Origin of the sequence: Vibrio bivalvicida (genome assembly GCF_001399455.2) — a bacterium.
In the GTDB taxonomy this organism is placed as follows: Bacteria; Pseudomonadota; Gammaproteobacteria; order Enterobacterales; family Vibrionaceae; genus Vibrio; species Vibrio bivalvicida.
The window spans coordinates 1-12,035 of sequence record NZ_LLEI02000023.1; the positions used below are offsets into that span (position 1 = coordinate 1).

The 12,035-nt window shown below is 45.5% G+C and carries 10 protein-coding genes; 4 read left to right on the top strand and 6 right to left on the bottom strand.

What is annotated here, in order from left to right; all coding sequences use genetic code 11:
- Window positions 1–340: 340 nt before the first annotated feature.
- Genes hemG through APB76_RS08680 form a run of 3 tightly spaced genes read right to left on the bottom strand, consistent with a single transcriptional unit; the run spans window position 341 to window position 3,005 of the window.
- Window positions 341–868: a menaquinone-dependent protoporphyrinogen IX dehydrogenase gene (gene hemG, locus APB76_RS08670; RefSeq protein ID WP_049844506.1), complete on the bottom strand. Its 528-nt coding sequence runs from the start codon at window positions 866–868 to the stop codon at window positions 341–343.
- 9 nt (window positions 869–877) lie between these two features.
- Window positions 878–2,335, bottom strand: coding sequence for a TrkH family potassium uptake protein (locus APB76_RS08675; RefSeq protein WP_049844507.1), 1,458 nt, complete (start codon window positions 2,333–2,335; stop codon window positions 878–880).
- Between the two features lie 40 nt (window positions 2,336–2,375).
- On the bottom strand, window positions 2,376–3,005 hold the full coding sequence (locus APB76_RS08680; RefSeq protein ID WP_054963289.1) for a YigZ family protein: 630 nt from the start codon (window positions 3,003–3,005) through the stop codon (window positions 2,376–2,378).
- Window positions 3,006–3,254: 249 nt separating this feature from the next.
- Here APB76_RS08680 and fadB point away from each other — a divergent pair, with 249 nt between their 5' ends.
- Complete coding sequence (gene fadB, locus APB76_RS08685; RefSeq protein ID WP_054963290.1) at window positions 3,255–5,426, top strand: fatty acid oxidation complex subunit alpha FadB; 2,172 nt, start codon at window positions 3,255–3,257, stop codon at window positions 5,424–5,426.
- A gap of 12 nt (window positions 5,427–5,438) precedes the next feature.
- Entirely contained in the window at window positions 5,439–6,614 is a 1,176-nt protein-coding gene (fadA, locus tag APB76_RS08690; protein WP_054963291.1) for an acetyl-CoA C-acyltransferase FadA, read from the top strand.
- A gap of 44 nt (window positions 6,615–6,658) precedes the next feature.
- On the opposite strand, the gene punR is transcribed toward fadA, so the two are convergent.
- Window positions 6,659–7,561 (bottom strand): DNA-binding transcriptional activator PunR, encoded by a 903-nt coding sequence (gene punR / locus APB76_RS08695; RefSeq protein WP_049844511.1) that lies wholly within the window; start codon window positions 7,559–7,561, stop codon window positions 6,659–6,661.
- Window positions 7,562–7,715: 154 nt separating this feature from the next.
- On the opposite strand from punR, the gene punC reads away from it, so the two are divergent.
- Window positions 7,716–8,915 carry a purine nucleoside transporter PunC gene (gene punC, locus APB76_RS08700; RefSeq protein ID WP_054963292.1) on the top strand — a complete coding sequence of 400 codons (1,200 nt, stop codon included), beginning with the start codon at window positions 7,716–7,718 and terminating at the stop codon, window positions 8,913–8,915.
- 57 nt (window positions 8,916–8,972) lie between these two features.
- On the opposite strand, the gene APB76_RS08705 is transcribed toward punC, so the two are convergent.
- Window positions 8,973–9,749: a transporter substrate-binding domain-containing protein gene (locus APB76_RS08705; protein WP_054963293.1), complete on the bottom strand. Its 777-nt coding sequence runs from the start codon at window positions 9,747–9,749 to the stop codon at window positions 8,973–8,975.
- A gap of 91 nt (window positions 9,750–9,840) precedes the next feature.
- On the opposite strand from APB76_RS08705, the gene APB76_RS08710 reads away from it, so the two are divergent.
- Entirely contained in the window at window positions 9,841–10,581 is a 741-nt protein-coding gene (locus APB76_RS08710; RefSeq protein WP_054963294.1) for an amino acid ABC transporter permease, read from the top strand.
- Between the two features lie 74 nt (window positions 10,582–10,655).
- Here the strand turns inward: APB76_RS08710 and glmU are convergent, their stop codons facing one another.
- A complete protein-coding gene (gene glmU, locus APB76_RS08715; RefSeq protein WP_054963295.1) occupies window positions 10,656–12,017 on the bottom strand; it encodes a bifunctional UDP-N-acetylglucosamine diphosphorylase/glucosamine-1-phosphate N-acetyltransferase GlmU in 1,362 nt (453 codons plus the stop codon).
- Between the last annotated feature and the right edge of the window lie 18 nt (window positions 12,018–12,035).

The following is a 12,035-nucleotide window of genomic DNA, read 5'->3' on the forward strand; positions in this document are numbered from 1 at the left end:
TTTCTAATTGGATTATCATCAACGAGTGCCCACACAGATTGATAGGTTTATATTGTTAAAGAGCTTTCTTCTTTGTGATTCGCATCACTTCGGAAGAGGCGGTCATTTTAGCGAGATAAAGTTTAGTGTCAACCACTTTTTTCAAACTTTTTTCAAGCGTTTCCACTTGGCTAATTGACCTTGCTAACTGGGCTTGCGTTTCTGTTGAAGCGTTGCCGTGTCAGCGAGGGGGCATTATAGAGATCGAAAGATTCTTGGCAAGCCCTTTTTGCAGTTTTTTCTAACTTTTTTATTGTTCGATTAAATTTCGATCTAAAAGCCTTATAAGTAAGCCTTTTCTTTACATATCTTTAAACTTATTGGCGAATAGAGTCACTTTTTCCCAGTTAGTATACTCTACCTCTTTACTTGTATCTGTCTCTCCCCCCGTCATACTCATAATGAATTTAATCATTGTTCTATCAAACCAACCATATCGTGGGTAATAGAGCGCACCGGCAAATACGCCAATCAACTCAGGTTGCCAAGGCGACTTTTTGAGAAATGTCTTTATATAGGCACTACCTTCAGGCGTATCCTTTCCTTGGTCTTCTTTACGTGCCGTCAGATTCACACAGAAGAAAGCAACTTTACTCTGCTGTAATGAAGACAAGTTACGCTCAATAAACTGATAGAGCTTTTTATTAAGGTGGCCATAACGAATAGAGGCACCAATAAGCACTCGCTCATATTGGCTGAAATCGACAGTCTCTATGCGATGCAGGTCGAGCAGCTCACAATCAAATCCCGGCATCTGTTTCTGTATATAGTTAAAAATCTTTTTAGTTTGACCTTCACGGCTTGAATAGAGAAATAGCGCCTTTGCCACATAGTCTCCTTAGCTACGCCAAAATGTCGGCGTCAGTAGTATAAGTAGTGTAAATATTTCCAGTCGTCCAAATAGCATCGAAACAATCAGAACCCATTTCGCCTTGTCATTCACATCCCCAAAGTGAAGTGCCACTTCACCAAGACCCGGACCTAAGTTGTTGAGTGTAGCCGCAACCGCAGAGAAAGCACTTAGCTCATCCATACCAGTGGCAATCAGACCTAACATACAAACAACAAAAACCAGAGCATAGGCAGAGAAGAATCCCCACACCGCATCGACAACCCGCTGAGGAAGAGAGCTGCCCCCGACTTTAATCGTATAGACCGCACGAGGGTGAACTAAACGCTTGAGTTCACGTACCCCCTGCAAGGTCAGTAGTAAGATACGAACCACTTTCATGCCACCACCAGTCGACCCAGCGCATCCACCGATAAAAGAAGAAAAAAGCAGCAACACAGGTAAGAATAGCGGCCATTCTGAAAAGCCTGTTGTGGTAAAGCCCGCTGTAGTGGATATCGAAACGGTTTGGAACAGCGCTTGATCAAAAGCATCATAGACTGAGTTATATGAGTGATGATTTAACAGCACAAGAAAACAAACGACAAACAGCAGCGCTTGAATGAAGATAAAAGCTCTAAATTCTGGGTCTTTCCAATAGTATTTAGGATGCACACCACCAGATGCAAAGGCAGCAAAGTGAAGTGAGTAGTTACATGCTGAAATTAATAGAAACACCACAGTAATCATATTAACCGCGTAACTATCAAAATGCCCCATGCTGGCATCATGAGTAGAGAAGCCACCAATAGCAATCGTTGAGAAACTATGGCTGATCGCATCAAACGGCGTCATACCTGCTAACCAAAAAGCAGCAGCGCAAGCGATAGTTAAACTGAGATAAATATACCAAAGAGCTTTAGCCGTTTCCGCTATCCGTGGCGTCATCTTGGTATCTTTTACTGGTCCTGGGATTTCTGCTCGGTAAAGCTGCATACCACCGATACCTAATACCGGTAAGATCGCAACGGCAAGTACGATGATACCCATACCACCAAACCACTGTAGAAACTGACGATAAAACAATATCGCTTTGGGCAAATCATCTAAGCCAACAATAACGGTGGCTCCAGTCGTGGTTAAAGCAGAAAAAGACTCAAAGAAAGCATCAGTGACGGAAATATTGGGGTTGTCTGCGATCAGAAATGGTAATGAACCCGCGCTACCGAGTACCGTCCAAAATAGAACAACAATCAAAAATCCATCACGGGCTTTTAATTCATGTTTGTAGCGTCGATTCGGAAACCAGCACAAGGTCCCGCAAAACAAGAGTACAAAAAAGGTGGTAACAAAAGGAACACCGGCGCCGTCTCGATAGATAAGCGCCACCAAAGCAGGCGCCAACATTGAGAGACTAAAGAGAGCGAGCAAAAGCCCGACGATACGAATAATGGATCGAAATTGCATGGTTAGATTGATTTATGAAGCGTAGCTTCCGACTTCCTAGTTATCTTTGTTGTATGTCCAATGGGGTAACCTGTACCTTGGCGCCACTCTTATTAATAATGGTTTGTGTAAAATCACCCACTTGACGAAGTTCAATCTCGACAACCATTTTAACCAACTCACTGTACTCAGCGTTCACCTCTTGAACTCCAAACTGAGGAAACAACGATTGTGCAATGGGCATAAACCCATAGTCTAACTCTAGTAGTAACTTAGTGGTTATTTTTTTCTCAATTGTTTGAAGAGATTTGAGTGCTTGCTGCACTCCGCCACCATATGCTTTAACCAAACCACCAGTACCAAGTTTAATTCCACCCGAGTAACGCGTGACCACAGCAGTAATCTCACCAACACCAGAACCGGCCAACTGCGCCAGTATTGGTTTGCCTGCTGTACCTGAAGGCTCACCATCATCACTAAAACCCCACTTCATCGAATCGTCAGGCCTGCCAGCAACAAACCCCCAGCAGTTATGCCGCGCATCAGAATGTTTGTTTTTTATCTGCTCAACGAAAGCTTTAGCTACAGCAATTGATGGAGTATGTGCGAGGTAGGTAATAAAGATGCTTTTCTTTATCTCCTCTTCAAACTGAGTGGGTTGTACAGGGACAAAATACGGCTGGTCATTCATGGTTTAGATTCATCTTTTGTTGTGCTCGCAGTGTAACACGAGAGCGAATTTAACGTCGCCTAAGATCTGTTCGAGCGCACAATGTTAAACAGTTGTTTAAAAAATGTATTGAATTTAACCAGCAGCAAGTCCAAACTAAAACAACTGGTCAAACCAGAATAACTATAACACCACTTTCCTTTACAGCGGTTACTGTTAAACCAGCCGCTGTACACGCAATCCAAAGATTGTATGTCATGGAGATAGACAATGATTTACCAAGCCGAAACCCTACAGGTAAAGGAATTACAAGACGGAATCGCTGAGCTCAGCTTCTGTGCCCCAGCGTCTGTTAACAAGCTCGACCTTGCTACTCTTGAGTCACTGGATAAGGCTCTTAACGCACTCAAAGCTCATAGCTCTCTCAAAGGATTACTGCTCACTTCAGATAAAGATACGTTTATTGTAGGCGCAGATATTACTGAGTTTCTGGGCCTATTTGCCAAACAGGAACAAGAGCTAGATCAATGGCTTCAATTTGCTAACAGCATCTTTAACAAGTTAGAAGACCTACCGGTACCAACACTTTCAGTTTTAAAAGGTCACACTTTAGGTGGCGGCTGTGAGTGTGTACTCGCTACCGACATGCGTATTGGTGATAAAACCACCAGCATTGGCTTGCCAGAGACTAAACTCGGTATCATGCCAGGTTTTGGTGGTTGTGTTCGCTTACCTCGTGTTATCGGTGCCGACAGCGCGATGGAAGTCATTACACAAGGCAAAGCATGCCGAGCGGATGAAGCACTTAAAATCGGCCTACTCGATGCGATTGTCGACACAGACGCCCTGTATGATTCAGCGATCAAAACCCTGACTCAAGCGATCAATGAAAAGCTCGATTGGAAACAGCGCCGTAAACAAAAAACATCGGCACTTTCACTCAGCAAGCTTGAATCAATGATGAGCTTTACCATGGCAAAAGGCTTGGTCGCTCAGAAGGCTGGCCCTCACTACCCTGCCCCTATGACAGCTGTTGTGACTATAGAGGAAGGTGCTCGTTTTGCTCGCAATGAAGCACTTGATATTGAACGCAAGTATTTCGTTAAGCTGGCTAAATCCGAAGAAGCTAAGTCTCTCGTTGGCCTGTTCCTCAACGATCAATATATTAAGGGGCTAGCTAAACAAGCGGCTAAATCTGCGAGTAAAGACACTCAACGTGCAGCGGTATTAGGTGCGGGCATCATGGGGGGCGGAATTGCTTACCAATCGGCTCTTAAAGGTGTCCCTGTCTTAATGAAAGATATCGCACAAGCATCTTTAGACCTCGGTATGACGGAAGCATCTAAACTGCTCAACAAGCGCCTATCTCGCGGTCGTATTGATGGCTTTAAGATGGCGGGTATCCTAGCGTCTATTACTCCAAGCCTTCATTACGCAGGCATCGAAGAGACGGATGTTATCGTTGAAGCTGTGGTTGAAAACCCGAAAGTGAAAGCGGCAGTACTCAGTGAAGTCGAGCAACAAGTGGGTGACGAAACCGTCATTACCTCAAATACATCGACCATCCCGATCAATCTGCTGGCTAAATCACTCAAGCGACCTGAAAACTTCTGTGGTATGCATTTCTTCAACCCAGTACATCGCATGCCTTTAGTAGAGATCATCCGTGGTGAACACTCCTCAGATGAAACCATCAACCGCGTAGTCGCTTACGCAGCGAAAATGGGTAAATCGCCAATCGTAGTAAATGACTGCCCGGGATTCTTCGTCAACCGCGTACTCTTCCCTTACTTTGGTGGCTTCAGCATGTTGCTACGTGACGGCGCTGATTTCACTAAAATAGACAAAGTCATGGAGCGTAAATTTGGCTGGCCAATGGGACCTGCCTATCTGCTAGATGTAGTCGGTATTGATACCGCTCACCATGCCCAAGCGGTAATGGCTCAAGGTTTCCCAGAGCGCATGGGCAAACAGGGTCGTGACGCGATTGATGCCCTGTTTGAAGCAGACAAGTATGGTCAGAAAAATGGCAGCGGCTTCTATAGTTACGCTTTAGACAGAAAAGGTAAACCGAAGAAGACATTCAGTGAAGATATTCTGCCGGTACTCGCCGACGTTTGTGCTGAAAAACAAGAGTTCGATGATCAAACCATCATCCAACGCATGATGATTCCGATGATCAATGAAGTTGTCTTGTGTCTGCAAGAAAACATCATCGCCTCTCCTCAAGAAGCAGATATGGCTTTAGTTTATGGTCTGGGCTTCCCTCCATTCCGAGGTGGCGTTTTCCGTTACTTAGATAGCATAGGTATTGCCGAGTTTGTCGCAATGGCCAACCAATACTCAGATCTAGGCGCTATGTACCAAGTACCACAATTGCTGATTGATATGGCTGAAAAAGGCCAGAGCTTCTATGGTGCTCAGCAACAAGGTTCTATCTAAGGAGATTCCCAAATGACTAATCAAACTAAAAACGTTGTCGTAGTAGATTGCCTACGTACACCGATGGGACGCTCTAAAGGTGGGGCTTTCCGTCATACTCGCGCTGAAGATCTTTCTGCTCACCTAATGAAAGGGATTCTTGCGCGTAACCCACAGGTCAACCCAAGTGAGATCGAAGATATCTACTGGGGCTGTGTACAACAAACTTTAGAACAAGGTTTTAACGTCGCACGTAATGCAGCACTACTAGCAGGCTTACCGATTGAAATTGGTGCGGTAACCGTGAACCGTTTATGTGGTTCGTCAATGCAGGCGTTGCACGATGGTACTCGCGCTATCATGACTGGAGATGCAGAAATCTGTCTCATTGGTGGTGTTGAGCACATGGGACATGTTCCTATGAATCATGGTGTGGATTTCCACCCTGGCATGTCAAAGAATGTGGCAAAAGCTGCGGGTATGATGGGTTTAACCGCAGAAATGCTTGGCAAGCTGCACGGTATCAGCCGCGAGCAGCAAGATGAGTTTGCCGCGCGTTCTCATGCACGTGCTCATGCCGCAACGGTAGAAGGTCGTTTTAAAAATGAAATCCTACCGATTGAAGGGCATGCAGCAGACGGAACCCTATTCACTCTCGATCATGATGAAGTCATCCGTCCGGAAACCTCGGTAGAAGGCCTATCTCAGCTTCGTCCGGTATTTGATCCTGCAAACGGAACAGTCACGGCAGGTACGTCATCAGCTCTTTCAGACGGCGCATCAGCAATGCTGATTATGAGCGAAGACAAAGCCAATGAACTTGGTTTGCCAATTCGTGCACGTATCAAAGGAATGGCGATTGCGGGTTGCGATCCATCCATCATGGGTTACGGCCCTGTACCAGCAACGCAGAAAGCACTCAAGCGCGCAGGCCTTTCTATCGAAGATATGGATGTGGTAGAGCTAAATGAAGCCTTTGCCGCTCAATCTTTACCTTGTGCTAAAGACCTAGGTTTACTGGAAGTGATGGACGAGAAGGTCAACCTTAACGGTGGTGCCATCGCTCTTGGTCACCCGCTAGGTTGTTCTGGGTCGCGCATCTCAACGACGCTTATCAACTTAATGGAAGCCAAAGACGCAAAATATGGCCTGGCCACCATGTGTATCGGTTTAGGTCAGGGGATCGCAACCGTCTTTGAACGCCCTTAAGCGGCTATCAAGTCAAACAACGCCAGCATTATGCTGGCGTTTCTTTAGTGCTTTAACCAGTCGTGATGGAGCTGATTGGAAGAGCCTAAGTAATCTACCATCCACTGAATAAGTTTGTGATTATCATCCTTACGCCAAACTAAACAGCATTGGCTGATCGGCTTTTCATCTGGCAGTGTTTTCTCCACCAGCACCCCATCAAGAATCAACGACATCGCGATGTGTCGAGGCATATAGCCAACCCCAACGCCATTCTTAAGACACTCAATTGCACTATACCAATTGGGCAGCAACAAGCGCCGCTGCTGCGGATAATGCCCAGTGTGACGCTTAGGCAGAACACTGGAAGTATCATCAAGACAGATGGCAGGGAACTGGCTGACAAACTCTTCGCTTAAGTTTTGCTGACGAACACAAGGGTGTGCCGGAGACATAACAAATGCCCAATCCAGTACGCCCATATCTCTGACCTCAAAATCTCCGCCGACTGGAATCGCAGATGTTGCACCGATGACAATATCGGCTCGCTCCTGCGCTATCGCCTCCCAAGATCCATTAAAAACTTCCATGTTTATTTGTAACTCAGCAAACTCAAACTCACGATAAAAGTCTTCAACCAGTGGCTTTAACTTATCGAGCTTCACTACATTATCCAAAGTTAGCTTAAGGGTTGACTGCCAACCATGAGCAGCACGTTTAGTTTGTACCTTAAGTTCTTCCATCTGTCTTAGTAATAGTCGCGCTTCGGCGATAAATAGTTCACCAGCCGGAGTAAGCTCAACTTTCCGTGGCAAACGACGAAACAATATTACGTCCAACTCTTGCTCGACCTGACGTACACCATAGCTGATAGCTGAAGGCACTTTGTGTAGCACCTCTGCTGCCGCAGTAAAACTTCCCAAGCGAGCCACGGTATCTAACATCTCAAGTGACGACTTTGAATACATAATGGACAACCGTTCAATATTTTTGATTGATAACCAACAATTTTAACGTTTTATTTTCTAAAAATCGAAAAATAGAATGGCATGGTAAATAAATCAGGGTTGGCGCCAACTGATACTGAGTAATTAATGATTAAATAATTTGATTGGTTGAATCATGAAAATATCAAAACTACAGCTTGTTTATCTCGCAGCCCTTTCAATGCTCGGCTTTATTGCCACCGATATGTACCTGCCCGCTTTTAAAGCAATGGAAGTTGATTTCGCAACGGGCCCAGAGCAGATAGCCCTTTCATTAACCGTATTTTTGGTTGGTATGGCATTTGGGCAACTTATGTGGGGATTGGCCTCGGATAAGTTTGGTCATCGTAATACCTTAGCGGCAGGCTTGGTAATTTTTACTATCGCCTCTTTTGGCTTAGCCTTTAGTGATCAAGTTTGGCAGCTACTCGCCCTACGCTTTGTGCAAGCAATTGGTGTCTGCGCACCTGCAGTGATCTGGCAAGCGATGGTTATTAAGCGTCACTCAAGCAACAGTCAGCAAATATTCGCTACTATCATGCCACTGGTCGCCCTGTCCCCAGCGCTGGCTCCACAGTTGGGTGTATTACTGGCAGATAGCTTTGGTTGGCACAGCATTTTTGTAGCGCTGACACTAATGGGTGTATTGCTCGTCATCGCAACCATGGCACAGAAAAATGAAAAAGCTGAAGTTAAGCAAACCAGCATGTCGACAGATATTAAGCTGCTACTGGGGTCAAAAACCTACCTTGGCAATGTATTTATGTTTGCCACAGCATCGGCGGCCTTCTTTGCTTACCTGACAGGAATGCCGGAGATCATGTCGCAGCTTGGTTATGAAGCTAAAGACATTGGTTTGAGCTTTATTCCACAAACTATCGCATTTATGGTAGGTGGCTACTTAGGTAAAGTCGGTGTCCGCAAGTATGGTGACGAAAAAGTACTACGCCAACTGATTGGCCTGTTTAGTGTCGCTTCTTTGCTGATCTTTATCGCTTCTCAATGGCAACTAACTTCCATTTGGCCGATCCTAGCACCTTTCTGTTTGATTGCTGTCGCCAACGGTGCACTTTACCCAATCGTTGTCAATCGTGCTCTAGCAAGCGCGCAGCGAAGCCCTGCAACGGCCGCTGGCTTACAAAACAGTGTGCAAATTTGTGTCAGTAGCTTATCGAGCGCTCTAGTGGCTGCAATAGCAAGTCAGGCACAGCTAGTAACAGGCATCGCGATTGTTATTTGTATGGGAGGGCTGTGGATTGGCTATGTTGTTTCGAATCGTGAGCTGTCTCAGCACTTTACTGCGCCTGACAACTCTCGCGTAGTCAATGATGAGTAAATAGTAAAAGAGCCGCAAAGTGCGGCTCTTTGTTAGGGCAGTAAACTTAGTAAATACTTACAAACTCTTCAGAGCCCATTTTTCGGCTGTTTTTTTAAAGAAACCCTGAGTCTTCTTCAATTCTACCCAGTGATTGAGGTAATTAATCCAAACCTGATCATCCTGTGGCAGTAACATCGCGATCGGCGTCGGTTTACGTGGTTCTTTAACTGGCACGATAGCCAGTTGTTTGAACTTCTCCACCAACGTAGCCGCCTCAACGTTTGATGTCACTGAGACATCCGCTCTGCGTGCCAGTAGCTCCTGGAAGTCACGTGCAGGTGCTTCAATAACAACATGCTGTGCTGACGGAAAGAACTCTTTAACCATCTTTTCTTGTACTGTTCCCAGCGTTGCCGCTACTTTGACTTCTGATTTGTCAAAATCACTCCAATCAGAGAACTTGTCTAAGTCCTTTTTCTGCACCACTGGAACAAACGCCAAGTAGAAATATGGCTGACTGTAACCTGCTACTTTAGCGCGCGACATGTTCAGTGAGGCACTACCAGTAACGTCGTACTTATTGGCAGTAATACCATTAACCAATGTTTTCCAGTCTGTCGCGACATATTTGACTTTTACACCAAGATCCTTAGCCAACTCAGTTGTCACATCAATATCAAAACCGCGATAGCTATTGGTTGCAGGATCCTTCATTGTCATCGGATTCCAATCCCCTGTAGTACCAACACGCAGCACCCCTTTATCAAGGATTTGTTGTAAACGACTGGTTTCGGCCATGACCTGACCCACTGACAATAAGCACAATCCAAGTGCTAAAATATACTTGTTCATTATATCTTCCCTAAAGTTATTACGAATTAAGCCCGTTCATTGCTAACATAGCAGCATCAAATGGATTTTTTTAGTCAATACAAGGTGTAATGTGACTTCTCGTTATCTATTGCTTAGTTCACTGCTACTTCTCAGCGGCTGTTCAGATTATCAGTGGGGTTGGTACGTACTTGACCCGACAACCGAGCAAGGCCAAACCAACTTAAGCTTTCTACTCGCAGGGTTTAGCGACACAATTCAAGTCTCTCTGCTGAGCATGCTGTTTGCCATGACACTCGGGTTAATCATCGCGTTACCTGCGCTTTCTCCAGTGAAATATCTGCGTGCCATCAACCGAATCTATGTAGAATGCGTGCGCTCTGTTCCTGTGCTCGTCTTGCTACTTTGGGTCTACTATGGAATGCCAACTTTATTAGACGTCTCACTCGATCATTTTTGGGCGGGGGTGATAGCACTGACCATCGCAGAAAGTGCTTTTATGGCTGAAGTGTTTCGCGGCGGGATTCAAGCCATCAGCCGTGGCCAACATGAAGCTGCGGAGTCACTAGGTTTGAATTACTGGCAGAAGATGCGCTTAGTAATTTTGCCGCAAGCATTTCGACAAATTTTACCGCCATTGGGCAATCAGTTTGTTTATATTCTCAAAATGAGCTCATTAGTCAGTGTGATTGGCTTAAGTGACCTAACCCGCCGTGCCAACGAGTTGGTAGTCAATGAGTACTTACCATTAGAGATTTATACCTTCCTGGTCTTAGAGTATTTAGTGCTGATTATTTTCGTCTCTCAAGCCGTTCGTTGGCTAGAAAAACGCATCGCTATTCCTAGTCATTAATACCAACCAAGTAGAGACAACAAAGCCGCTCATTATGAGCGGCTTTGTAACATTATCATTGGTAGCAAGAGCTATTACTTTTGTTTTACTGGACGCTGCCAACCTGAAATCTTACGCTCTTTAGCACGAGTGATGACTAACTCACCTTCAGCGACATCTTTTGTTAAAGTTGTTCCTGCACCAACTGTCGCGCCATCAGCAATTGTCACTGGAGCTACTAGCTGACTATCAGATCCGACAAACACATCGTTGCCTATTGTGGTTTTAAATTTATTTGCACCATCGTAGTTACACGTAATCACACCCGCGCCAACGTTAGTGCGCTGACCGATCTCTGCGTCACCTAAGTAAGACAGGTGGTTGGCTTTAGAGCCCTCACCAAGGCATGCATTTTTCACTTCAACAAAGTTACCTACGTGCGAATCATTGCGCATCTCAGCACCAGGGCGAAGGCGAGTAAATGGACCGACGGTACACTCTTCACCTACTGTAGCACCTTCAATTACGCTATATGGGCGAACTAATGTATTGTCATCGATTTCACAATCTTTAAGCACACACCCAGTGCCTATAACAACGTTATCACCCAGGGATACTTTGCCTTCGATAATAACATTGGCGTCAATTTCACAATCCATACCGCACTGAAGCTCACCGCGCAGGTCAAAACGCGCAGGATCTCGTAACATAACTCCCTGTTCTAACAGTTTTTGTGCTTGCATCGATTGAAACGCACGCTCTAAGCGCGCCAGTTGTGCACGGTCGTTAACCCCTTCAACTTCGATAGGATTAACTGGGTGAACCGCTTCAACTGCACGGCCTTCGTCGTGAGCTGCAGCAATCACATCTGTCAGGTAGTACTCACCCTGTGCATTTTCATTGTTTAGGCCAGATAACCAACGCTTAAGATCCCCACCAGTCGCAACCATCACGCCCGTATTGATCTCTTTAATTAGCTTTTGCTCTTCTGTGGCATCTTTTTGCTCTACGATAGCCACGACAGGGCCATTTTTACGTACGATACGACCATAGCCTGTTGGGTTATCCAGAACCACGGTGAGCAACGCGATACCACCAGTTGGTTGAGCATCGAGTAAACTTTCAATCGTCTCTTCAGAGATCAATGGCACATCACCGTATAACACTAAGATCTTCTCATCCTCTTCGAACTGAGAAGAAGCTTGATCCACCGCGTGGCCTGTACCTAGCTGCTCCGCTTGCAGAACCCAATTCACAGACTCAGCACTCAGTTCAGCCTGCATTTGATCGCCACCATGGCCATAGACCAAATGTATATTCTGCGCGCCTAAACCGTTACATGTATCGATAACATGTTTAGCCATAGGTTTACCAGCAAGTGTATGCAAAACCTTAGGTTTGTTGGAATACATGCGAGTCCCTTTGCCCGCCGCCAGAATCACTGCGCTAAACTTCATTGCGTTACCCATTAGAAC